This is a genomic window from Aureicoccus marinus (genome assembly GCF_002954325.1).
In the GTDB taxonomy this organism is placed as follows: Bacteria; Bacteroidota; Bacteroidia; order Flavobacteriales; family Flavobacteriaceae; genus Aureicoccus; species Aureicoccus marinus.
In genome coordinates this window covers 436,138-459,884 of record NZ_MQVX01000001.1, presented here as the reverse complement: position 1 = coordinate 459,884, position 23,747 = coordinate 436,138, and the positions used below count along the sequence as shown (strand labels likewise).

At 46.8% G+C, this 23,747-nt stretch carries 25 protein-coding genes; 15 read left to right on the top strand and 10 right to left on the bottom strand.

The genetic code is table 11. The features are described from left to right. The first annotated feature begins 31 nt into the window (after positions 1–31). Both lepB and BST99_RS02200 read left to right on the top strand, forming a co-directional pair. Positions 32–1,765 carry a signal peptidase I gene (gene lepB / locus BST99_RS02205; RefSeq protein WP_105000345.1) on the top strand — a complete coding sequence of 578 codons (1,734 nt, stop codon included), beginning with the start codon at positions 32–34 and terminating at the stop codon, positions 1,763–1,765. After that, positions 1,762–2,472: a WbqC family protein gene (locus BST99_RS02200; protein WP_245916163.1), complete on the top strand. Its 711-nt coding sequence runs from the start codon at positions 1,762–1,764 to the stop codon at positions 2,470–2,472. The genes lepB and BST99_RS02200 overlap by 4 nt, the downstream gene beginning before the upstream one ends. Here the strand turns inward: BST99_RS02200 and BST99_RS02195 are convergent. The 8 genes from BST99_RS02195 to BST99_RS02165 all read right to left on the bottom strand — a co-directional run bounded on the left by BST99_RS02195 (position 2,354) and on the right by BST99_RS02165 (position 8,492). After that, positions 2,354–3,427: an endonuclease/exonuclease/phosphatase family protein gene (locus tag BST99_RS02195; RefSeq protein ID WP_146106178.1), complete on the bottom strand. Its 1,074-nt coding sequence runs from the start codon at positions 3,425–3,427 to the stop codon at positions 2,354–2,356. The genes BST99_RS02200 and BST99_RS02195 overlap by 119 nt on opposite strands. 9 nt (positions 3,428–3,436) lie before the next feature. Beyond that, the gene (locus tag BST99_RS02190; RefSeq protein WP_105000342.1) at positions 3,437–4,312 is read right to left on the bottom strand and encodes a rhomboid family protein; all 876 of its coding nucleotides are present in this window, start codon (positions 4,310–4,312) and stop codon (positions 3,437–3,439) included. After that, positions 4,312–4,812, bottom strand: coding sequence for a rhomboid family intramembrane serine protease (locus BST99_RS02185; protein WP_317046098.1), 501 nt, complete (start codon positions 4,810–4,812; stop codon positions 4,312–4,314). The genes BST99_RS02190 and BST99_RS02185 overlap by 1 nt, the downstream gene beginning before the upstream one ends. Further along, positions 4,731–4,961, bottom strand: a complete 231-nt coding sequence (locus BST99_RS14860; protein WP_317046183.1) for a rhomboid family intramembrane serine protease — start codon at positions 4,959–4,961, stop codon at positions 4,731–4,733. The genes BST99_RS02185 and BST99_RS14860 overlap by 82 nt, the downstream gene beginning before the upstream one ends. Before the next feature lie 83 nt (positions 4,962–5,044). Continuing rightward, positions 5,045–6,865 (bottom strand): DNA mismatch repair endonuclease MutL, encoded by a 1,821-nt coding sequence (gene mutL / locus BST99_RS02180; protein ID WP_105000341.1) that lies wholly within the window; start codon positions 6,863–6,865, stop codon positions 5,045–5,047. Further along, on the bottom strand, positions 6,862–7,149 hold the full coding sequence (locus BST99_RS02175) for a riboflavin synthase subunit beta (RefSeq protein WP_105000340.1): 288 nt from the start codon (positions 7,147–7,149) through the stop codon (positions 6,862–6,864). The genes mutL and BST99_RS02175 overlap by 4 nt, the downstream gene beginning before the upstream one ends. A gap of 88 nt (positions 7,150–7,237) precedes the next feature. Then, the gene (gene ribH, locus BST99_RS02170) at positions 7,238–7,720 is read right to left on the bottom strand and encodes a 6,7-dimethyl-8-ribityllumazine synthase (protein WP_105000339.1); all 483 of its coding nucleotides are present in this window, start codon (positions 7,718–7,720) and stop codon (positions 7,238–7,240) included. Between the two features lie 4 nt (positions 7,721–7,724). After that, positions 7,725–8,492 (bottom strand): tetratricopeptide repeat protein, encoded by a 768-nt coding sequence (locus tag BST99_RS02165; RefSeq protein WP_105000338.1) that lies wholly within the window; start codon positions 8,490–8,492, stop codon positions 7,725–7,727. A 126-nt stretch (positions 8,493–8,618) separates the two neighbouring features. Between BST99_RS02165 and recF the strand changes: the two genes are divergently transcribed. From recF to BST99_RS02150, 3 genes are read left to right on the top strand one after another with little or no spacing between them, the layout of a single operon-like run. Then, entirely contained in the window at positions 8,619–9,704 is a 1,086-nt protein-coding gene (recF, locus tag BST99_RS02160; RefSeq protein ID WP_105000337.1) for a DNA replication/repair protein RecF, read from the top strand. Next, positions 9,701–10,120, top strand: coding sequence for a hypothetical protein (locus BST99_RS02155; RefSeq protein ID WP_105000336.1), 420 nt, complete (start codon positions 9,701–9,703; stop codon positions 10,118–10,120). Before recF ends, BST99_RS02155 begins: the two co-directional genes overlap by 4 nt. Continuing rightward, a complete protein-coding gene (locus BST99_RS02150; protein ID WP_105000335.1) occupies positions 10,117–10,407 on the top strand; it encodes a DUF721 domain-containing protein in 291 nt (96 codons plus the stop codon). The genes BST99_RS02155 and BST99_RS02150 overlap by 4 nt, the downstream gene beginning before the upstream one ends. Before the next feature lie 10 nt (positions 10,408–10,417). Here BST99_RS02150 and BST99_RS02145 read toward each other — a convergent pair whose 3' ends face one another. Both BST99_RS02145 and BST99_RS02140 read right to left on the bottom strand, forming a co-directional pair. Continuing rightward, positions 10,418–10,837, bottom strand: a complete 420-nt coding sequence (locus BST99_RS02145; protein ID WP_105000334.1) for a nucleoside-diphosphate kinase — start codon at positions 10,835–10,837, stop codon at positions 10,418–10,420. Positions 10,838–10,896: 59 nt separating this feature from the next. Continuing rightward, the gene (locus tag BST99_RS02140) at positions 10,897–11,940 is read right to left on the bottom strand and encodes an alkaline phosphatase D family protein (protein WP_245916162.1); all 1,044 of its coding nucleotides are present in this window, start codon (positions 11,938–11,940) and stop codon (positions 10,897–10,899) included. A gap of 113 nt (positions 11,941–12,053) precedes the next feature. Here BST99_RS02140 and BST99_RS02135 point away from each other — a divergent pair, with 113 nt between their 5' ends. From BST99_RS02135 to BST99_RS02095, 10 genes are all read left to right on the top strand, one after another. Next, entirely contained in the window at positions 12,054–13,073 is a 1,020-nt protein-coding gene (locus tag BST99_RS02135; RefSeq protein ID WP_105000333.1) for a DHH family phosphoesterase, read from the top strand. Beyond that, positions 13,070–13,645: an FKBP-type peptidyl-prolyl cis-trans isomerase gene (locus tag BST99_RS02130; RefSeq protein ID WP_105000332.1), complete on the top strand. Its 576-nt coding sequence runs from the start codon at positions 13,070–13,072 to the stop codon at positions 13,643–13,645. Before BST99_RS02135 ends, BST99_RS02130 begins: the two co-directional genes overlap by 4 nt. Before the next feature lie 4 nt (positions 13,646–13,649). Beyond that, positions 13,650–14,759: a peptidylprolyl isomerase gene (locus tag BST99_RS02125; RefSeq protein WP_105000331.1), complete on the top strand. Its 1,110-nt coding sequence runs from the start codon at positions 13,650–13,652 to the stop codon at positions 14,757–14,759. A gap of 7 nt (positions 14,760–14,766) precedes the next feature. Next, complete coding sequence (locus tag BST99_RS02120) at positions 14,767–15,879, top strand: DUF3810 domain-containing protein (protein WP_105000330.1); 1,113 nt, start codon at positions 14,767–14,769, stop codon at positions 15,877–15,879. A gap of 41 nt (positions 15,880–15,920) precedes the next feature. Beyond that, positions 15,921–17,240, top strand: coding sequence for an amidohydrolase family protein (locus tag BST99_RS14855; RefSeq protein ID WP_317046097.1), 1,320 nt, complete (start codon positions 15,921–15,923; stop codon positions 17,238–17,240). Beyond that, positions 17,204–18,862 carry an amidohydrolase gene (locus BST99_RS14850; protein WP_317046096.1) on the top strand — a complete coding sequence of 553 codons (1,659 nt, stop codon included), beginning with the start codon at positions 17,204–17,206 and terminating at the stop codon, positions 18,860–18,862. Before BST99_RS14855 ends, BST99_RS14850 begins: the two co-directional genes overlap by 37 nt. Positions 18,863–18,871: 9 nt before the next feature. Then, on the top strand, positions 18,872–20,164 hold the full coding sequence (locus tag BST99_RS02110) for an amidohydrolase family protein (protein ID WP_105000329.1): 1,293 nt from the start codon (positions 18,872–18,874) through the stop codon (positions 20,162–20,164). A 5-nt stretch (positions 20,165–20,169) separates the two neighbouring features. Continuing rightward, positions 20,170–20,961 (top strand): TrmH family RNA methyltransferase, encoded by a 792-nt coding sequence (locus BST99_RS02105; protein ID WP_105000328.1) that lies wholly within the window; start codon positions 20,170–20,172, stop codon positions 20,959–20,961. A 99-nt stretch (positions 20,962–21,060) separates the two neighbouring features. Then, positions 21,061–23,265, top strand: a complete 2,205-nt coding sequence (locus BST99_RS02100) for a RelA/SpoT family protein (RefSeq protein ID WP_105000327.1) — start codon at positions 21,061–21,063, stop codon at positions 23,263–23,265. Positions 23,266–23,303: 38 nt separating this feature from the next. After that, a complete protein-coding gene (locus BST99_RS02095; RefSeq protein ID WP_105000326.1) occupies positions 23,304–23,747 on the top strand; it encodes a Fur family transcriptional regulator in 444 nt (147 codons plus the stop codon).

The following is a 23,747-nucleotide window of genomic DNA, read 5'->3' as shown; positions in this document are numbered from 1 at the left end:
TATATTTGGAACGCTATAAAACCAATCGAACATGACTTGGGGACAGTGGATTTTGTTCTTTTTTATCGTTCAGGCCTTACATTTTGCCGGAACCTGGAAACTCTATGTTAAAGCCGGCCGCCCGATGTGGCAAGCCGCAGTACCTATTTACAACGGCGTCATCTTGATGGACATCATTGGGAGACCGCGTTGGTGGGTCGCCCTTTTGTTTTTACCCATCATCAACCTCTTGATGTTCCCCGTGATATGGGTCGAAACCGCCCGCAGCTTCAACCAAAGAGAAGTTTGGCAAACCTGGGCCGCGATTCTATCGTTGGGCTTCTATAATTTTTACATTTCTTATTTCGAGGACCAAAGCAAAGTCGTTTATCGACCAGAACGTTCTCTAAAACCCACCAGTGCGAGCGGAGATTGGGTGAATTCCATTGTTTTTGCCGTAGTGGCTGCCACCTTTGTTCATACCTATTTCATTCAACCCTATGCCATACCAACAGGATCTCTGGAGCGCACCTTGCGTGTAGGTGATTTTTTGTTTGTGAGTAAGTTCCACTATGGGGCACGGGTTCCCATGACCACGGTCGCTGCACCTATGGTACACGATACACTGCCTGTGATCCGATCCAGGTCGTACCTGAAGAGTCCACAGTTGCCTTATATGCGCCTGCCCGGATTCCAAAAAATCCACAAGAACGATATTGTAGTTTTCAGCTGGCCCGTTGATACGGTTCGGGTTTTTCGCGACAATGGACCCGGCGTTTACAAGCCTATTGACAAGCGATCGAATTACGTCAAGCGATGTGTAGGAACACCAGGTGATACCTTAGAAATCATAGACAGCTATGTGCATGTGAACGGTGAGCGTTTGATCCTCAGTGACCGGGCAAAGCCTCAGCACAACCATTGGGTTTACGGAAAGAGCGGAATCTCGCATACCCTGCTCACCGAGGTTGGGGCCGATGAATTCAATCGGGAATTCAAAACAGACGATACCCAACAAAATGCAGCAGCTGTGAATTTTTTGGCAGAGGCCGGTTACATTCTGGGAGCTCGCCGCCTGACAGCAGCCAATAAAATTCTTCTCATAACGGGTCATAAAGGCATCCCAGCGAAGGTCTTGGGGCAGCTAGGTTTGCAATTAACAGAAGAACGCCCAGTAAGACGGGTTGCCGGTCTGACCGATGACATGGTTACCGAACTCAGAAAGTCGTCTCTAGTCGACTCTGTCGTGCGTTTTGTACAACCCAAAGGTCAGTACCAGTACGGCACCTTCCCTCAGGAAGAAAAGGCTTATCCCTGGAATGGGGATCAGTTTGGTCCTATCTATATTCCGCAAAGAGGCGCAACAGTGAAGCTGAATGCAGAAAACCTGCCTCTTTACGAGCAAATCATTACCCGTTACGAAGGCAACACCCTGGAAGTGGAAGGAAACCAAATCCTCATCAATGGCCAGGCCACCAGCGAATACACCTTCGCCATGGACTACTACTGGATGATGGGAGACAACCGCGATAATTCAGAAGACAGCCGTACCTGGGGTTATGTTCCTGCCGATCACATTCTCGGGAAGCCTGTATTCATTTGGCTGTCCTTTGACAACTTTACCGACGGTTTCTTCAGTTGGGTAAGCAGTCCCCGTTGGGACCGCTTTTTCACTACCGTGGGTGGTTCCGGAAAACCGATCTCGTTCTTGCCCTACTTCCTGATTGCCGTCGCTGGCTATTTCGGGTATGACTTCTACCGAAAAAAGAAGAAAAAGCAATCTTGATACTGCTTCAACCTTCCTACTTCCCCAATATCGCGAGTTTGGTTGCTCAACTCCAGGGGGAGGTGCGTCTGGAAGTCTGTGATAATTTTCAAAAGCAAACCTACCGCAACCGCTGTTATATTGCGACAGATCAGGGACGCCAAATGCTAGGCATTCCGATCTTGCATCGAAAAGAGGGAAGCGAAAGACAAAAAACTGCCGAAGTTCAGGTAGATCAAAGTAGTCGATGGGCCTCTTTGCACTGGAAAAGCCTGCAAGCCGCTTACAGAAGCTCACCTTATTTTGAATTCTACGAAGATGAATTGGCTCCTTTTTTTGAGCAGCCCAGCGATTCCTTACTCGAGATTTGCCTAGCCAGCCACCGCCTGTTGTGTGAACTGCTCGACATTCCCTTTGAAGAAAACAAAACCACCCAATACCAAACCCCTCTTGAACTAGAAAGTCAGACCGAAATAAAGGATATGCGTTTTTTGGTGAATGCTAAAAAGAAAATACAATTCCAGCCTCCGGTCTATCCACAGGTCTTCTCTGATCGCCATGGTTTTATAAAAAATGCTAGCGGCTTGGATTTACTCTTTAACGAAGGCCCTAATGCAAGGAGTTACCTCTTGTCTTGCCCCTGGCTGAAGGCTGATACAGTAATTCCGCCCGAATCGGGAAATGATCGGACATCTTTTGGTCATAGGTCGAGTGCGAGAGCGTTTTGATGGAGGGGTCGGTCAGAATGAAATCAATCCGCATCGGAAACCCCCACAGGTTGTACGTCTGACCAAAGCCCTTCCCTGCCTGACGGTAGGTGTCTTGTAGATCCCCTTTGATTTGCCGGTAGGCGTAGGAGAACTGGTTGTTATTAAAATCCCCAACTACCATGACCGGGTAAGGACTTTTCTCTATTTCGGCTTGGAGCAATGCAGCCTGCTCCTGCTGCTTGATCAGCACCTTTCCCATTCGCTGAATTAGACGGTCAGAATCCTCTTCCTTGAGTTTTTCGACCTGGGGAATAATTGCAAAGGATTGCAGATGAATATTGAATAAACGGAGGGTGTCTTGCCCTTTAACCACGTCCATGGCTATCGCTTTGTTTGCACTGTCCGGAAAATCGATCGACTGCACGTTCAAAAGAGGGTACTTGGAATATACCGCCTGAATCACGTGAATTGGCTGAGGCTCCCAGCTGTATATAAAATCAATGAAGGAATGCGGGTATTGAGGAAGTACATCGCTTCGCTTCATGCTGTACAAACACTCTTGTAGACAAAGTATATCCGGATCTTCCTCCCGAATGAAATCAATGATCAAAGAATCAACCCCCTCTTCCGGGATCTCTCCGTTCTTATTGAAGTTTCGCACATTAAAGCTCAACAGGCTAAAGGAATCCTCTACCTCCTCCGAGGTACCGTGCAGCTGGTAAACAGAGCCTACCGTAAAGTAACCAATGATCAACACCAAAAGAGGAAAGGAAAGGATCTTCTTCTTGCGAATCAACCAATACAGATACAGCAAGCAATTGACCACCATGAGCAGGGGAACAAAGAGCCCAAGCAGGGCAACTCCGGGATGAGACTGATAAGGCCAAAAAGAAACGCTATAGGAAGCCAGGCACAACAACCCGAATAGAATTGTTATACCGGCACTGAACCGATATCGTCTTGTGGTATTCACCCCCTTGTTTTATTCGTCCTCTTTGCCTGCTTTAAACAAAAAGTCCTTTTCACTTTTGCTCAAGCTGTCGTAGCCCGATTTGCTAATCTTATCGAGAATAGCGTCAATTTGTTGTTGCTTCTCGGTTTTATCCGAAGCAGCTGTCTTGGTCTTCTTCGATTTTTTGGGGGAATTCTTGTATACTTTTTTGAAGGGTCGTTTTTCTCTGGGTGTAAAAGCGCGTCCGAGGCCTTCAAGAAATTTTGTAAAACCGCCACCTATATCTCGCCCATGCAAGAGTTGTCGTCCGTAGGCATAACCTAAAATCGCTCCACCCAGGTGAGCGATATAGCCTCCTATATTTTCCGCATCACCAGCAATACGCAAGAGATCCAGGGCAACGAAAAAGGCACCTATCTTCCAAAGTTTGATATTGATCAGACCAAATAAGCGAACCTCTTGATTGGGTATATAGGCACAGATAAAGATAAATACCGCCAATACCCCGGCGGAAGCTCCAAAAAGGACTGTATTTTGATTAACCAGGTTGGGTAGAAGGTTGTAAGCCAATAAAAACAGGAGTCCTCCGCTAATGACTCCCAAGAAATAAACGCTCAAAAAGCGCATCCGGTCGAATAAATTCAAGACCATACGACCCGAAAAGTACAACCAGAGCATATTAAACAACAGATGAAATAGCCCTCCATGGAAAAAGGAATAGGTAATGATGGACCAAGGCTGCCCCATGAGCTCCATCAAGTCCGAAGGCAACCAAAACAAAGGCTTGGCATTCCAGATCCCAAAGGTGCTCAGCAATCCCGCCAGCAGGTAAACCCCAACATTGAGTGCAATGAGTTTTTCGGCCTGGTTAAGACGTGCCCATTGATAGGAAAGACCTCCAGCCATTAATTCCAGCGGTTTTGGTTAAACTGATTCTTCTTCCAGTACCACATCATAATAAATCCTATTAAGGCACCTCCAATATGTGCAAAATGCCCAAAACCAGTATTTAGGCCGGAGATTCCAAAAAATAAGTCACCCCCTATTAAAATTGGGATAAGATACTTCGCCTTAATTGGAATAGGAATAAACAATATACCTAATTGTGCATTCGGATAAAGCATAACGAAAGCCGCGAGTAATCCGTAGATTGCCCCGGAGGCGCCAAGAGATCTTCCATTAAAAATCTGTAATATCTGAGATATACCGGATTCTTCAACCAGGGAAGTCCAGCTAATCAAGAATTCACCTCTAGCCAGTACAGACCACACCTCATCCAGAGTTGTACCCGAATTTAGGATAGGTTCCAGTGCCAAATAAATTCTTAAATAACTAACTGCCATTGATAAAGCAAAAGCACCAAGCCTGCAGAGAAATAAAAGAATAAAAATTTCTTTGTGCCCCACTGTTGTTCTAATACAGAACCAAATGAAACCAAAGCGAACATATTAAAGAATATATGCCAAGTCGCAACATGCATAAACATATGGGTCAATGGCTGCCAATATTTAAAGTTGGGATGCTCAATGAACCATTCCGCAAAATTTACGGTCATGAATTCCGGGTACATATTTTGTAATACGTACACGATAATATTGATTATCAAAAGATGCTTTACTGCATCAGTCATTCGCATCATCAGTTCAATTTTTTGTGAATATCTCCTTCGGATATCCGAATATAGATCAATTTGTGAAATGGACTCAAGAGGGTCTCTTTACAAGCCAGCCATTCACTGAGTAAAGCCTGTTGGGCCTCTTTCTCCAATACATCCCCACTGCGAATCGAAACCGATCTGCAAAGGGTTCTGGCGAGCAATTCTGCCTGGGTCCATTCTCCGGCGCTCATGCCTTCCTCGTAATCAGCAATCAATTGTTCAATCAAATGCGGAATGCGGCCTTCGGGCAAAAGGCTCGGAATACCATGAACTGAAAGAACTTGGTCCTCGCCGATGGCAAAATCAAAACCGAGGGCCTTCAGGCTATCTTCAATTTCGGTCAGAGCCATCATCTGTTTCTTTGAAAAATGCAGCTCCAAAGGAAACAGAAGCTGTTGGCTGGCTGCCGCTTGGACGGTCATGCTCCCCAAAAAGGTTTCGTAGATGACCCGCTGGTGTGCCCGGCTTTGGTCTACAGCTAAAAGTCCTTTCGGGCTATCGACCAAGAGGTATTTGCGTTTCCACTGAAAGCAAGACATCCCTTCAACGTAGTCCGGTTCTTCCTCAAACAATCGGTTCTCGGTCGTCTCCGGTTCTTCTTCAATCAACAAAGAACTAAAGCCCGATTCGTATACCTCCGTCGTCGCTTCAATCTGCTCCTTACTCACCCGCGCAGGTCGCGGGCTGCTGTCCTTAAAAGGATTAAAACTACTATCTACTTGCAGTAATGGCTTTTCTGGGTTTTTCGATTCGTATTCGTAAGGGGTATCTAGGTTAGGATCCCGGTTAAAGTCCAAGGTAGGCGCCACCTGAAATTGCCCCAGGCTATGCTTTATGGCAGAACGCAGAATGGCATAGAGGGTTTGTTCGTCCTCAAACTTCACCTCCGTCTTGGTCGGATGAATATTCACGTCTAACCGGGCAGGGTCCACTTCCAAGAACAAGAAGTAACCCGGGTAAAAATTAGCCGGTAAAAGTCCTTCGTAAGCCGCCATGACCGCGTGGTGCAGGTAAGGGCTTTTGACGAAGCGGTTATTGACAAAGAAATACTGTTCTCCCCTACTCTTCTTGGCATAGTCCGGCTTAAGAATAAAACCCGATAGGTTGACCACATCCGTTTCTTCTTCCACCGGCACCAGCTTTTCTTTGGTCTTTGCGCCTAGGACGTGAACCAACCGAAGTTTGAGGTTACCCGGTGGCAAATCAAAGAGTACATTGCCATTGGAATAAAAACGAAAAGCCACTTCAGGATGGGCCAAAGCGATGCGTTGGAATTCTTCCGTTATATGACGCAGCTCTACCGCGTCGGACTTTAAAAAGTTCCTTCGCGCAGGGATATTATAAAAAAGTTGCTTTACAGAAAACGAACTGCCGACCTGGCTGGCACAGGCTTCCTTTTCTTTTAGGGTTCCGCCTTCGATTCGGACACGCAGACCGGTTTCGTCCTGGGCCTGACGCGTCTGTAATTCGACATGAGCAATAGCAGCGATCGAAGCCAGAGCCTCCCCGCGAAAACCCTTGGACTGGATCTGAAACAGATCTTCCGCCTGGCGGATCTTGGAGGTTGCATGCCGTTGAAAAGCCAATTCCACTTGCTCTTCGGGAATTCCGGAACCATTATCAGTCACCTGGATCAGCGTTTTACCGCCTTCTTTGACAATGAGTTGAATCAGGTCGCTTCCCGCATCGATGGCGTTCTCCATCAGTTCTTTCACAACAGAGGCAGGTCGTTGAACAACCTCGCCTGCAGCGATTTGGTTAGCTACATGCTCGGGTAATAATTGAATACGTTTTTCCGTCATTCGTTGTCCAGGAAAATGGAAAGGTCAAAATCGATTATAAACAGGAAAAGTAAGATCAGTACTCCGAGGATTATGGCGATGCGTATACGCATGTCTCGATCGCCCTCGGTCTGCCAATCGGCTAGAGCATTCAGTACCTTATTTTTGATTCCTCTTTGGTGTTGCGCTGTTGAGCGGAATTGATCAAGCTTGTGTTCGATTTTAAACGGATTCTCCTCCCCCTGGTAGTACCGGGGTTTGTAAGTGAAGGATTTGTTGCGTTTAAGTCGAAAGAGATTTCTCATGTGCAAGACCGCTTAGCGTCTTACTCAAATGTACTGAAAATGCAGCCAAGCCTAGAATGAGGGCTGCCAAAAAATGTTAACAAAAGTACTAGGGATTGAAGGAGGTCATCTTCATCGCAGTCACGGCGGCTTCGATACCTTTGTTGCCATGACGGCCTCCACTGCGGTCCTGCGCCTGCTGCAAGGTGTCGTCAGTCAAAACCCCAAAGATGACTGGTAAGTCGAGTTGTGTATTCAATTGGGTGATTCCCTGTGTGACTCCTGAGCACACAAAATCGAAATGAGCTGTTTCTCCTCGAATGACACTTCCCAAGGCTATAATGGCATCAGGGGCCTTTTGCTTGGCCATTTGCGCACAGCCATAGACCAATTCAAAACTACCTGGCACCTCCCAGATAAAAATGCGGTCCTCAGTGACACCCGCCTTTTGCAAGGTTTCTACCGCGCCAGCCAAAAGCCCATTCGTGATCTCGTCATTCCATTGAGAAACAACGATCCCAAAACGTTTGTTTGTAACATCCGGCAAGTCTTCCGGATTGTAAGCAGATAAATGAGTTTGTGAAGTGGCCACTCCCTTAGGACTTGGTCTCTACAAAAGCGATCAAGGCCTTAACATTCGCCGCCTCATCCGACTTAGGAAATTCCTCCTGAATGCGGGTGAGGTAAGGTAGAGCTCTATCCAATTTATCATTCTCTATCGCCAAAACAGCAGCCTTGTAAAGAAAACGTGGAGTCGTAAAATCATTTGTTGAGTGGCTCGCTGCTTTCTCGTAGTAGTCCAAAGCATCGTCTGCCTGTCCCAGTTCTGCAAAAGCGTCACCAATACCTCCTTTGGCCAGAGCGCCAAATGTATCATCGCTGGAAGAATACTGCTCCAGGTAAGAGATCGCTTCTTGGTAGTTGTCCAGCTCTAAATGGGCCATACCTGCGGAGTAACGCGCCAAATCTGCTGCCTTTGTTCCAGGGTATTCCTCAATGATTTCGATCAAACCAAACTTTCCGTCTGCACCGTCCAAAGAAAGTTGCAAAAGCGAATCCTTGATCCCAGGATTTTGAAAAGCTTGTTCGAAGTACTGTTGTGGATAGTACAAATCGTTGGCTGCTAATTCCTCTTTTGGATTTTGGATCCATTGGGTAAATCCAATATAACCAAGCACCGCAACAGCGATTACACCAATACCGATAAGAATGAAGTTTTGGTTTTTAGAAACCCACTCTTCCGTTTTGGAAGCACTCTCGTCAAGGGTAGAAAAAACCTCTGCAGTTGTACTGTTTTGTTCTTCTATTTCTACCTTTTCTTCCTTGGTCTTGGGCTTGTATCCTCGCTTTTTGTACGTGGCCATTCGTCATTTTTTTGGTCGGGCAAAAATAACCTTTTTCTTCAAATAGAGGCCCACAATTATTCTTTATTTTTGGAGTGGTAAAACAGCGATTCCGCTGAAGCTTACTTCACTACCTCGGTCCGCCCTATGAATATCAAACAGCTCTCGCTTCTGAATTACAAGAATTTTGATTCGCTCGAGCTGGAGTTTTCCGCCTCCATCAATTGTATTGCTGGCGCCAATGGCATCGGGAAGACGACCGTTCTGGATGCCATTTATCACCTTTCTTACGGTAAAGGGTATTTTAACCCACTGAGCACCCAAAACATCAAACACGGGGAGGAGCTTTTCTTGATCGAAGGACAGTTCGAAAAGAACGGATCAACCGAAAAAATCAGTTGTGGTTTTAAGAAAGGGGCTAAAAAAATCCTCAAGCGCAACGGGAAGCTCTACGATAGAATAACAGAGCACATTGGGTTATTGCCGGTGGTGATGATTTCTCCTGCCGACCGGGACCTCATCTCCGAAGGAAGCGATGTGCGCCGCAAGTTCATCGACGGAAATATTTCGCAAGCCGATTCCACTTATCTCGAAAATCTATTGGCCTACCAACGGGTCTTGAGTCAGCGCAATGCCCTGCTCAAGTTCTTCGCTGCCAATCACACCTTTGATGCCGAAAACCTGGCGATCTACGACGAGCAATTGCACTTTTACGGAAGTTCAATTTATGAAAAGAGACAAGCCTTTTTAACGGAATTCACTCCCCTTTTTCTCGAGCAATACCGCATCATCTCGGGTGAAAAAGAGAATATCGCACTGGAGTACCACAGCGGTCTGCACCAGAAAAATACACTGGAGCTGCTGCAAGAAAATCAAGCCAAAGACCGGGCATTACAATACACTTCAGTAGGCATTCATAAAGATGATCTCCGTTTCGAAATTGAGGGCTACCCGATGAAAAAGTTTGGCAGTCAAGGGCAGCAGAAGTCCTTTTTGATCGCTTTAAAACTTGCCCAATTCCAGTTCTTAAGAACCCAATCAGGCACGACTCCGATTCTATTGTTAGATGATGTTTTTGACAAGCTGGACGAAAACCGCGTGGCCCAATTGGTCAAGCTTGTAAAAGGCGAAGAATACGAACAAATATTCATTACCGACACCCATCCCGAGCGAACAGAAGAGATTGTGAAGGCGACCGGAGAGGGGTATAAAATGTTTACCTTGTCTTCATGAAAAAAAGCCTACTCATCCTTGTCGTTAGCGCTCTACTGAGTGCATGTAACTCAAGTCAAGCTCCAAAAGACCTCAGTCAATTGGAAGGCTACTGGGAGATTGAAAAGGCTGTATTTGCGGAAGGTGAAGAAAAGATTTACGGAGTCAATACCACGATCGATTACTTCTTCTTCGAAGAGCCAAGGGGTTATCGAAAAAAAGTACAACCGCAGTTGGATGGTCAGTACCTAACCTCTGATGACGCCCAGAATTTTCGATGTAGAATTCTGGAAGACGGAAGTATCGTTCTGGAATACAGCAACGGAGACCTGCAATGGCAGGAGGAATTGACCTATCTCGACCAGAACCGTTTGGAATTGGTCAGTGAGCAACAGATCAAGTACGTCTATAAACGCTACGAACCCCTGGACTTATGAACCCCAAAGAAGAGTTTCGTCTTTCGAATAAAATGCAGGAGTTTCTGCAAAACACCCGCCTAGAAAAAGGCTTGAATAAGGTGAGGGCAGAACATGCCTGGACGGAACAAATGGGTCCGGGAATTGCCAATTATACCCAGGAAGTATGGTGGCACAATGGCTGCCTGAACGTGCGACTTACCTCCGCTCCTTTGCGCCAGGAACTATTGATGGGCAAGTCCAAAATAATAAAGCTCCTGAACGAGCACCTCGGAGAAGAGCTTATTCAAGAGCTTAAATTGTTATAGGAAGCTCCTCTTAGAAGATCTCGCGACCAGAAAAATGGAAGGCGCCTTCGATGACAGCGTTCTCATCGCTATCTGATCCGTGAACCGCGTTTTCTGCGATATCGGTAGCGAACATTTTACGGATAGTTCCTTCTGCAGCCTCCGCTGGGTTTGTCGATCCGATCAAAACACGGAAGTCCTCAACAGCATTGTCTTTTTCTAGAATAGCAGCAACAATAGGGCCTCTGCTCATAAAAGCAACTAGTTCGCCGTAGAATGGGCGCTCGCTGTGTACAGCGTAGAATTGCTCGGCATCACGCTGGCTTAAATGAGTATACTTCATCGCTACAATTTTAAATCCTGCAGCGGTAATTTTCTCTAGGATGGCTCCGATGTGTCCTTTTTCAACCGCATCAGGCTTAATCATGGTAAAAGTTCTGTTTCCAGACATGTTTCAAAAAATTTTGGCAAAAATACGCTTTTTAAAGTGCCTTACAACCTCTTTACAGTTTAATAAAGCTGGCGAAAGCTCTGTAATACCTTCCCTTCTTCCCCTCTAATTTCAAAAACAGCTAGTCCGCTGTCAACATCGAGCCGGATAAGTCCAAAACTTTTTTCAAACTGCACTTCCCCAATTCGGTGTCTGTTGGGCTCTCCACTAAAACTGGAGTAGGAATGGGTTAAGCCGCTACTGGTAAAATCCCAAAGAGGATACTCCAGGCCTTGGAGTTCCTTTTTCGAAAACTCCGAGATGTGGCGATCGCCACTGATAAAGAAGACTCCTTTCGCCCCGCTCTCTTGAATGAGCTTTTCCATACGCCGCATTTCATCGGGCATATTGGCCCATTTTTCAAAACCGTGTTCCTCCGAAATAAATTGGATACTACTGACCAGTAGGTTAAATCGTGCTTTGGAGGCTTTGAGCTCGGCTTCCAGCCATTTCCATTGGGCTTCGCCCAGCATATTTTGCCCGGCAGCCGCGGTGGGTGTGTAACGCTTTTTCCCTTCGCCCTTTTTCAATGCTGTCCTGAAGTATCGCGTATCCAATACAAATACGCGAATTTCCTGCCCTTGATGCTTGTAGGAATGAACGGTGTAAACCCCTTCCTGTTCGCGTCTTGGGCTGTCTTTTGGAACCCCAAGAAAATCGAGTAGTAGTTGCTGGCTTTCTTCCTTTTTGTCAAATTCGCTGCCTCCGTCATTCAACCCATAATCGTGGTCATCCCAGGTGCCTATCACCGGGGTATTCTCAAGGAGTTGAGCATAGCCCGGAACGGCATTCTGCGCCTCGTACATGGCTTTCATGGCCTCCATATCAGCGGTATCGGCATAGATGTTATCTCCGCCCCATATCCAAAGGTCAGGACGAAGATGGGTAACACTTCCCCAGAAGGGATTGGGTTGATCGACTTTGTTACAGGACCCAAAAGCGATGACGAACTCCTCTTTCTTTTCGGTCGGTTCGACAGTCGATTTACAACCGATTAAAAACAGCCCTGCGATCAGGTAAGAAACAAGGAATCCTCTGAAGGTCAATAGATCAACTCTTTTCATTTTACAGCTGGGTTTATCACTCTTCTCCACAACCGTAAAAGGGTGCTCGAAAAGCCGTTCAAAGGTAGTCCTTATGAAATTACCCCTGTGTTAATTGTTGTATCTTCGCAATCATGAAAAAAACGGACTGGCAGTCGCTAAAAGAAAGGCTTTCTTCTCCCTTAAAAATTGTTGTGATACCCCATAAAAACCCGGATGGAGACGCCATGGGCTCTTGTCTGGCGTGGGCCCGTTATCTTCAAAAAACAGGACATGAGGTCAAGGTAATTGCACCCAACGAATACCCTAAATTTTTGAAGTGGATGCCCGGGGATGATCAGGTGATGATCTACGACCATGCCGCGGGGCATGCGGAGCGTTTGATTCTAGCCGCCGATCTTTTGTGTACCCTTGATTTTAATGCCCTCTCTCGAGCGGGTAATATGCTAAAATCCCTGGAAAAAGCACAAGGAGAATTCCTGATGATCGACCACCACCAGCAGCCCGATGACTACGCCCGTTACACCTATTCTCTGCCCCACCTCAGTTCCACCTGCGAAATGGTTTACGGAGCGATAAAGGAACTAGGGGATCTCGAGCTTCTGGATGCCGAAATGTCCGGATGCCTATATGCAGGCATTATGACGGATACCGGCTCCTTCAAGTACCCGGCCACGACAGCCGAAACCCATCGTGTGGTGGCTCATTTGATTGAAATCGGTGCTGATCACAGTCTTATTCAGCGCCTTATTTTCGACAACAACTCCCCTGCTCGTCTAAACCTTTTAGGTCGCGCTTTAAGCAATATGGTTCAACTCCCAGAAATGTCAACGGCCTATATGTCGTTGAGCCAAGAAGAACTGGATGCGGAAGGATACAGCAAAGGCGATACGGAAGGATTTGTCAACTACGGCCTGAGTATTGAAGGGATTCGCTTTGCTGTCCTGTTTACCGAGAACAAGGAAGAGGGTATCATTAAAATATCATTCCGCTCGATCGGCGACTTTTCTGTGAACTCTTTTGCGCGGGAACACTTTGAAGGTGGAGGTCACCAAAATGCGGCTGGAGGCCGAAGTCGATTATCTTTGCAAGAGACCTTGCAGCGATTTGAATCCCTGCTACCCCCATACCAAAAAGAATTACAATCACCATGAACAAACGCATTGGCCATTTCCTCCCCCTCTTCTTGACTCTACTGATATTGTCAAGTTGCAGCACACCGGAGGCACGGAGACCGGTACAAGTCCGCTCCGGAAGTTTTATTCAACAATCCGCTCAACGCAGCAAAAAGTTATTGGCCGAAGAAGAAAAACTCATCGAAAGGTTGATTGATCAAGATTCTTCTCAGACCTATATAAGAAGCGGTAACGGCTATTGGTACACCGTCATCGAGAGAGACTCTTCCCTGTTGTCGGAAAAGCCCGAAAACTTCTTGCCCACCAAGGGGGATCGCACCCAAATTCGACTGGAATACCAAAAATTAAATGGTTCCCCGTATTATTTGGCGGATACTTTGCGTTATTACGTGGACGAACAAGCCGTTTTTCCGGGATTGCAAAGCAGTATTAAGGAAATGTATCCCGGAGATAAATTGCGCTTTTTCTTCCCTTCTGCCTTAGCCTTTGGCTATCCGGGTGATGGGGATCAAATTGCCCCCAACAGCCCCATACGGGCAGAAATTGAATTGCTAGAACTGATTAAAAAACAAGACAGTACTCAGAATTAAACCTATGAAATACCTGATTCGTTCCCTCGCTTTTGTGGTGCTATTAGCATCTTGTAAGACCAGCAAATTTCCTGATTTGGAAGACGGGATCTACGCTGATATCCAAACCAACAAAGGAGATATGTTGGTCCAATTGGAATACGAAAAAACACCCTTGACCGTCGCCAACTTTGTGAGCTTGGCAGAAGGAAACAGTGAATTTGTCAGTGAAGAGTTCAAGGGTAAGAGCTACTACGATGGCCTTATCTTTCACCGGGTCATGAAAGGCTTTATGATTCAAGGGGGAGACCCGCTGGGGAACGGAACCGGAAACCCGGGTTACCGTTTTGCAGATGAGTTCAATGACTCCCTGAAGCACGACAAAAAAGGAGTCATCTCCATGGCCAATGGTGGCCCGAACACGAACGGTAGTCAGTTCTTTATTACCCATGGCACCCCGACTCACCTGGACGGGGTTCACTCGGTTTTTGGTGAGGTTATTCAAGGCCTGGACATTATTGACTCCATTGCGAATGTCCCTGTAGCAGCAGGCAACAAACCGGTAGATTCCGTAATCATGGATCATATCGAGATCATTCGCCAAGGAAAGGCTGCTAAGAAATTTGATGCCCTGCAGATCATGAAGGACTACTTCGCCGAAGAGGAGGCCCGTGTTGCCGAGATGAAAAAGAAGAAAGAAGCCTTCTTAGCAGAGGCAGCGGCCCAAAAAGAAAAAGCGGAGCTCACAGAAACCGGTTTGATGTGGCTGATGCTTGAAGAAGGGGACGGTCCAAAACCGAAAGAAGGAGATTTCGTGATGGTACACTACGCGGGATGGTTGGCCGATGGCACCCTGATCGACACGAGTGATAAGGCCATTGCAGAGCAAGACGAAAACTTTGGTCGTATTTTTCAAATGCACCGAGGACAATTTGGACCGACTCAAATGTTGAACAGTCCGGACGCCCCATTGATTCCCGGCTTCCGTGAAGGATTGGCTTTGATGAAAGAAGGTGACAAAGTGCGTTTCTTTATTCCGGGATACCTCGGGTTCGGAGATCGACCTCGTGGCCCTATTCCTGCCAACGCAGACCTGATTTTCGACATCGAAATTCTTCCTTCGGAACAACAATAAGAAGCCCATGCTTCGGTTGCGACTAAACCAGTGGAAAGTCCGTGATTATTTGGTGCTCTTCTTGCCCATACAGATCGGCATCGTGCAGCTTTTATCAGAATCCCCTGAATTTGTCGAACGCTATTACAGTCAAGGTATATATCCACTTTTAGGGCAGCTGAATCGGCTGCTCTGGGGGTGGATACCTCTTTCTGCAGGAGATCTGATGTACACCCTATTTGGTCTCTGGGCCATTCGAAGCCTGTACAAAACACTGCGTCATTTTTGGAGCAATACCTGGTTTAAAATCAAAGGTATTCTAGCGACAATCAGTGTCGTGTATGGAACATTTTACCTCCTCTGGGGCCTGAATTATTTTCGACTCCCCCTCGAACAGCAACTCGGCATCTCCACCGAGTACAGCACCGAAGAACTGCTCGATTTAACCGGGCGAATGGTGAGCTACATCAATGCCATCCAAGAAAACATCACCTTAGACAGTACAGCTCCTGTGCAGCCGAATGCAAGCAGAACCGAAGTCTATCAAAAAATTGCCGAGACTTACGCCACGGCCAGTCAAAGGCATCCTATTTTAACCTACCACTATCCAAGCCAAAAGACTTCACTCTATTCGGTTCCCCTTTCTTATATGGGTTATGGAGGTTACCTGAACCCTTTCTCGGGAGAAGCCCAGGTAAATGGTCAGATCCCTTCCTTTCGCTGGCCGTCCGTTGCGGCCCACGAAGTGGGGCATCAATTGGGCTATTCTGCGGAAGACGACACCAATTTCTTGGGCTATTGGCTGTGTTTTCAGTCAGACAATTACCAGGTGCAATACGCTGCCTATTCTTCAGCTTTGGCCTATCTCTTAGGGGACCTCAGGAGAAGAGATCCGGAAGCTTTTACCTATTACTTCGATTTATTAAATGAAGGGGTTAAAGAAAATTACCGGGAACTGCGCCGTTTTTGGGACGCCCACGAAAATCCAACGGAGCCTATCTTTAAAGCCCTGTTTGACAGTTACCTAAAAGTGAATCAACAAACCGCAGGTATCACTTCCTACAGCCGTGTGGTCGCCCTTCTCATTGGATACCACCGCATCGATTCTTTCATTCCTCCTTCCTCCATCCCGGTTCCCTAGGATTCTCGTACCTTTAGAGGTACTTTAATCTAAACACAAGAATGAAGAATTTACGAATGCTCATGCTGTTCCTCCTTGTGGGAAGTAGTATGATGGCCCAGGAATACTTTCCGAAGAATGATGGGGTCAAAACAACAAACACCAACGCGTACTTACTAACCAACGCCACGCTCTATCTCAAACCCGGTCAGGTCATCCAAAACGGAAGCCTGTTGATCAAGGAAGGTAAAATTGCCGCTGTAGGCAGTTCTGTTACCGCTCCTGCCAATGCCGTGGTTATGGACCTTCAGGGAAAAAGTATTTTCCCTTCTTTTATTGATCCTTTTGGAACTTTTGGAGTGAGTAAACCCAAACGAGCCGCTGGATCCGGACGTTCACCTCAATACGAGGCTTCTCGTGCCGGCTTTTACTGGAACGACCACGTGATGCCGGAACAGCGAGCCGTCGAACACTTTAACTACGACAAAAAATCAGCTTCCACGATGCGTGCAGCAGGATTCGGAGTCGTCAATGCTCACCGCGAAGACGGTATTGCTCGTGGGACAGGGATCCTGGTCGCACTAAATGATCAAGGTAATTCTGCTGAGCGCCTGTTAGAAGACGAATCCGGGCAGTACTTCTCTTTCTCTAAAAGTATTGCCAGTCGTCAATCGTACCCGACCTCTTTAATGGGTTCTACGGCCCTCATGCGTCAACTTTATCACGATATGAATTGGTACCGCTCTGGGCGAGTCGCGACCACCGACCGTTCACTGGAAGCCCTGATAGACAACCAAGGCCTTGCGCAACTTTTTGTCGCGGGGAACCAGGGGAATGTGCTTCGAGCAGCCAAAATCGGAAAGCAATTTGGTATTTCCTATGCCATTCTCGGTGGTGGAGATGAATACGAATACCTGGACAAGTTGAAGCAAATGGGCAATACACTCGTGCTGCCCCTCAACTTTCCAGCCGCCTATGAAGTATCAAATCCTTACCAGGCGGATTACGTCAACCTTTCGGATATGCGTCACTGGAATCAGGCTCCTTCTAACGCCGCACAGGTTTCTAAAGCAGGAATTCCTTTTGCTTTGACCACACAGGGACTCAAGTCACCGAAAGAGTTTTTGGGTGCTGTTCGCAAAGCGATGAAATACGGACTGAGCGAAGAACAAGCACTGCGTGCCTTGACCATGACTCCTGCCCAAATATTGGGTCAGACCGCCAAAGTGGGGAGTTTAGAAAAAGGCAAATGGGCGAATTTTGTGATCGCCTCTGGCGCTCCTTTTGACGCTTCAACTACGTATTTTGAAAACTGGGTACAGGGCAAAAAGCACGTGCTCGCGATATGGACCTTATTGATCTGCGGGGTGACTACACCTTAAACGCCGGTGGATTGGTCACCAAAATGAGCATCAGCGGGACTGCTTCAAAACCCAAGATCAAAGTATCCAAAGATTCAACGGACTATCCGTCTAAAATCACCTATAAAGACAACTGGTTAGCTGTTCGTTTTACCACGGATGCAGGTGATCTCTATCGCCTGACCGGTAAAGTAATGGAGAACAACCAGATCATTCGTGGTCGCCTCTTGCTTCCCAATGGTCAAGAAAGCCAGTTTCGAGCGAACTTAACGGAGGCCTTCGCCGAAAAAGAAAAGAAAGCCAAAACGGAGGAAGCTCCAGAAGTGCTTCCATTGCTCTACCCCAACGTGGGCTATGGAAACGCCCAGAAACCCCAATCCCAGGATGTGCTCTTCAAAGGAGCAACGGTCTGGACGGGAACCGAGATTCTGGAAAATACCGATGTACTGGTTACAAAAGGAAAGATTGCCAAAGTAGGCAAAGACCTGAAAGCTTCCGGAGCTCAGGTAATCGACGCAACCGGGAAGCACCTGACTGCAGGAATCATCGATGAGCATTCCCACATCGCAGGATTGAGCATTAATGAAGCGGGACACAACTCCTCTGCTGAAGTGAGAATGAAAGACGTAGTCGACCCCAAGGACATTGATATTTACCGCAATCTCGCCGGGGGTGTCACCACCATTCAATTGCTCCACGGATCGGCCAATCCGATTGGTGGACGCTCCGCGATTCTGAAACTGAAATGGGGTGAGGACGCTGAAGGACTCTTGTTCCCCGATGCGCCTAAGTTCATCAAGTTTGCCTTGGGTGAAAATGTCAAGCAGTCCAATTGGCAGAGCTATTCTCGTTTCCCACAAACCCGCATGGGAGTAGAACAAGTCTTCATCAATTACTTCCAAAGAGCGCGGGAATATGGCAAACTCAAGGCCAGTGGTCAACCTTTCCGCTACGATGAAGAGATGGAAGTTATGCTGGAGATCCTCAACAAGGAGCGTTTTATTAGTTGCCACTCCTACGTTCAGAGCGAAATCAATATGCTGATGAAGGTGGCCGAGAAATTCAATTTCCGTGTCAACACCTTTACCCACATCCTGGAAGGCTACAAGGTGGCCGATAAAATGGCCGAACACGGAGTTGGTGGATCGACCTTCAGTGATTGGTGGGCCTACAAATACGAGGTAAAAGACGCCATCCCTTTTAACGCTGCCATTATGCACCGCGCAGGGGTAACGGTTGCCATCAATAGTGATGACGCCGAAATGTCTCGTCGTTTGAACCAAGAAGCTGCCAAAACCGTAAAATACGGGGGCATGTCCGAAATTGAAGCCTGGCAAATGGTCACCCTGAATGCGGCTAAACTCTTGCGTATAGACAACCGTGTTGGAAGTATCGAAAAAGGAAAAGATGCCGACCTTGTTCTTTGGTCCGATCACCCCCTTTCGGTTTATGCCAAAGCCGAAAAAACCATGATTGAAGGGGCTGTTTACTTTGACAAGCAACAGGATTTAGCCAAGAGAACGGCCATCGACGAGCAAAAGAATATGCTCGTTCGCAAGATGTTGAAGGTAAAAGCCAGTGGAGGTAAAACACAGCCTGCAAGACAAAACAAAAAACCGCGTTTCGAATGCGAAACGCTCTAAAAAGACAAGATGAAAAAATTCAATATACTCTTTAGCTTTTTGTTGGGTCTTGTACTGACCTATGCCCAACAAACCCCTGCTCCGATCCAGACCGAGGCCTTCACCATTGAAGGAGCCACGGCCCACTTGGGGAACGGAAAAGTGATCGAAAACTCCCTCTTGATGTTTGCCGATGGCAAACTGAGCTTTGTCGGTGATGCGAGAACGCGTATTGCTCGTCAGGGAAAAGTCATTCAGGCAAGCGGAATGCATGTCTACCCTGGTTTTATCGCTCCAGGAAAGTCGCTTGGTCTGGTCGAGATCAATGCGGTACGCGCCTCAGATGACCAAGATGAACTTGGAGGGATGATCCCGCATGTTCGCAGTATAATTGCCTACAATGCAGAATCTCAAGTGGTCGAAAGTTTACGCCCCAATGGTGTTCTGCTTTCGCAGATCACCCCCAAGGGTGGTCGAATTTCAGGAACCTCTTCCATCGTACAGTTGGATGCCTGGAATTGGGAAGATGCCCTGGTCAAAGAAGACGACGGCGTACACCTGAATTGGCCGAACTCCTTCAGAAGAGGGCGCTGGTGGTTAGGAGAACCTCGCGGATTTCAACCCAATAAGCAATACGCTGATCAGGTAGAAGAAGTCGCGAATTTCATGACGGAATCCGCCGCCTATGGCAAAGGCCCCAGCAGCATCCAAAACCCGGCCATGGAGGCCATGCAGAAGCTTTTTAACGGAAGCGGGAAACTCTACATCTATGCCGATGGAGAAAGAGAAATCATCGATGCGGTAACCACCGCCAAGGCGACCGGGATTAAGGAAGTCGTCCTTGTTGGAGGATATCAAGCCGTAGGTGTGGCTGATCTTCTTAAAAAACACCAGGTACCTGTTCTTGTACAAAGTACGCACAGCCTGCCCCGCTCCGAAGATCACGACTACGACTACGCCTATAAATTGCCTCGTCTTTTGGTCGACGCCGGTTTGCTAGTCGGTCTTCAAAATGCCAGTGCTAGCAACTTTCAAACGAGAAACCTTCCCTTTTATGCCGGGCAAGTGGTCGGGCAAGGACTAGACAAGGAAGTAGCCTTGCAATTGATTTCAGGTAACACCGCAAAAATACTCGGCATTGATTCCAATTACGGGACCCTGGAAGTCGGGAAAAGTGCCACCCTATTCATCTCTAAAGGGGATGCACTGGATATGCGAGGGAATCAATTGACCCATGCCTTTATTGACGGCCGCCTCATCAGTCTCGAAAGTCACCAGACCGAACTGTGGAAGCGATACGAAGGAAAGTACCAGAGACAGTAAATCGAATGAAAGAAATAAGCAGTCTACAGAACCCCTTAGTCAAAAAGGTTCTGCAGCTCAAAGACAAAGGCCGGTTGCGAAAAGAAACCGGCCTTTTTGTCATTGAAGGGATCCAAGAAGTTGAACTTGCCCTGGAAGCGGGCTACCGCTTTTCTCATTTGTTTTTTCGAGAGGATACTTCTCCAAAAGAAGACCTCATTCAACAAAGTCAGGCCGAAGAACTTATTCGGGTTTCCGACAAGGTCTATGCAAAGTTGGCTCACCGAGGCAGTACCGAAGGACTAATCGGACTGGCTTACGCTCAGAGTCACCGTTTGGAAGATCTTAAATTACCAGGCGAAAATCCCTTAGTATTAGTCGCCGAAGCTCCTGAAAAACCAGGGAATATAGGCGCTCTATTGCGCACAGCAAGAGCCGCTGGCGTAGATGCCGTTTGCATCGCCAATCCGCGTTCAGACCTCTATCATCCCAACATCATCCGCTCCAGTGTCGGCTGTCTTTTTGGATTGCCCATCGCCCTGGCGAGTTCGACGGAAACCCTGGAGTTCCTGGAACAGAAAAACATTGGAATTTATGCCGCTGCATTGGAAGGTTCCATCTCTTATTTGGAGGCCGATTATACAGGCGCTTGTGCCCTAGTTGTCGGCACAGAATCCACAGGCTTAGGGGAAGAATGGCTAGCAGAATCTCATACGGTCGTACGCATTCCCATGAAAGACCGCATTGACTCTCTGAATGTTTCTGTAGCCACGGGGATCCTTATCTATGAGGCCCTTCGACAGCGTACAATGTCCTGATTGCCAATTTATCAGAGGTATTTTTCTGAGACTTTCCGGACGATTCCCTGCTTAGTTTATACTCATTAAAAGACAAAGATTGCGTACTTTTATAGGTTCATGACGGAAATCGATCTCGAACAGGAAAACAAGGAAATCGCCCGGGCTTATAAGGAGCTTCTGCGGACCAGTTATCAGACGCTCAGCGCCGACGATAAAAAACTGATTCGTTCTGCTTTTGATGTTGCCGTTGACGCACATAAAGAGCAAAGAAGAAAGTCCGGAGAAGCCTATATATTTCATCCGATTGCAGTCGCCAAAATTGTGGCTTCTGAAATCGGTTTGGACGGAGTTTCCATTGCGGCAGCCCTGTTGCACGATGTGGTCGAAGATACCCCTTACACCTTAGACGATATTGAACGTCTTTTTGGAGAATCGGTCGCCCGTATTGTTAATGGCTTGACCAAGATTGCACACCTGAAAAAGGACAAAGACATCAGTCAACAGGCGGAGAATTTCCGCAAAATGTTACTGACGCTTCACGATGATGTTCGGGTGATTATCATCAAAATTGCCGACCGTTATCACAATATGCTCACCCTGGATTCCATGCCGGAAGACAAGCAGGTGAAAATTGCATCCGAAACCCTATACATCTACGCGCCCCTGGCCCACCGAATCGGCTTGTACAACATCAAGAACGAATTGGAGGATCTCAGTTTGAAGTACACCGAACCGGAAGTGTACAAAGACATTCAAGTCAAAATTGAAGATACAGAGGACGAAAACGAAGAATATATTCAAGATTTCGCGGATGTCATTCGCTCCTCTCTCGACAAAGAAAAACTGCACTATGAGATTCAGGGACGGATGAAATCGATCTTTTCGATCCGCCGGAAGATGAAAGCACAGAATGTCGGCTTTGACGAGATTTACGACAAGTTTGCCATTCGCATCATCTACAAGTCCAAGCAAAATCAAGAGAAGTTTATTGCTTGGAAGATCTACTCCATTGTCACCGATCACTTTACACCTAACCCCGTACGCCTGAGGGACTGGATTACCTCTCCTAAATCTACTGGCTACGAAGCCCTGCACATCACGGTAATGGGGCCTGGAGGCAAATGGGTCGAAGTACAGATCCGAAGTGAACGCATGCATGAAATCGCTGAAAAAGGCTATGCAGCACACTTCAAATACAAGCATGGAGAACAGAAAGAAGTAGGTATTGAGGTCTGGCTAAACCGCTTACAGGAAGCCTTGGAAAACGCCAACGGCAATGCCGTAGACTTTGTAGAAGAGTTCAAACTCAACTTATACTCCAAAGAGATCTTTGTCTTTACACCAAAAGGAGAACTAAAAAGTTTACCCAAAGGAGCCACTCCTTTGGATTTTGCTTTTCACGTGCACACCGAAGTTGGGCTAAAAACGCGGGGAGCAAAAGTGAATGGAAAACTCGTTCCCCTAAACACCGTCTTGCACAGTGGGGATCAGGTCGAAATCATCACTTCCGAAAGTGCCAAACCCAATCAGAATTGGTTGGATTACTCGCATACCGCTCGCGCCATTTCCAAGATTAAATCAGCCTTAAGAGAGGAAAAGAAAGAAATCGCGGAAGAGGGCAAGGAAATATTGAGAAGAAAACTCAAGTCCCAGAAAATAAAACTCAACGAAGAGGTCATCAACAAGATGGTCGTCTACTTCAAACTGAAAACGAGTTTGGATCTATTTTACCGTGTTGGGAATGGAATCATTGAGAATCAAAAGATCAAGGAGTTCGCAAGCTCATACCACAATGCCTTCCTGAACTTCTTCAAGAATAAAATACGCCGCTCCCCTTCTTTACCCGACATCAACAAGGAGGAGATTACAGCCAATTACGATATGCTGGTCTTTGGCAGCGAGGAAGAGAAGTTAAACTACAAACTCTCTGAGTGCTGTAACCCGATTCCAGGAGACGATGTATTTGGGTTCATTACCGTCAATGACGGGATTAAAGTGCACAAAAAGAACTGCCCCAATTCCATTTCGCTCCAATCCAACTTTGCCTACAGAATTATCAGCGCGAAATGGATTGATTCCTCTCAGGAAGAGTTCACCGCCGATATCAAACTCACGGGAATTGATAATATGGGACTGATCAACGAGATCACCAATATCATTTCGGAACACATGCATGTGAATATGAAAAACCTGAATTTTAGCACGGAAGGCGGGACTTTTTCAGGGCGCATTGCCGTGGTGGTCAAAAACAACTCCATCCTTAAAAAGCTGATTAACAACCTAAAGCAGGTTCAAGGTATCGATAAAGTGGCACGGATATAATTTTTCGCCTAACTTTGTGTGCTTAGTAGTCATAGTTCATGTCAAAAGCTGAAAATCAAGAAATCGTCAAGAATGTTTTTACTTCCTTTTTGGAAGAAAACGGACACCGCAAAACCCCAGAGCGGTACGCTATTTTACAAGAGATTTACGACAGCGATGAACACTTTGATGTAGAGTCTTTGTACATCAAAATGAAAACCAAGAACTACCGGGTCAGCCGGGCAACCTTGTACAATACCATCGAACTTTTAATGGATTGTAAATTGGTACGCAAGCACCAATTTGGCAACAACCACGCCCAGTACGAGAAGTCCTATTTTGACCGACAACACGATCATGTCATCCTTACGGATACTGGGGAAGTGGTCGAATTCTGTGATCCTCGTATCGAGTCGATCAAAAAGACCATAGAAGAGGTTTTCGATATTACCATTAGCAACCATTCGCTCTATTTCTACGGAGAGCGCAACGAAAAACAATAA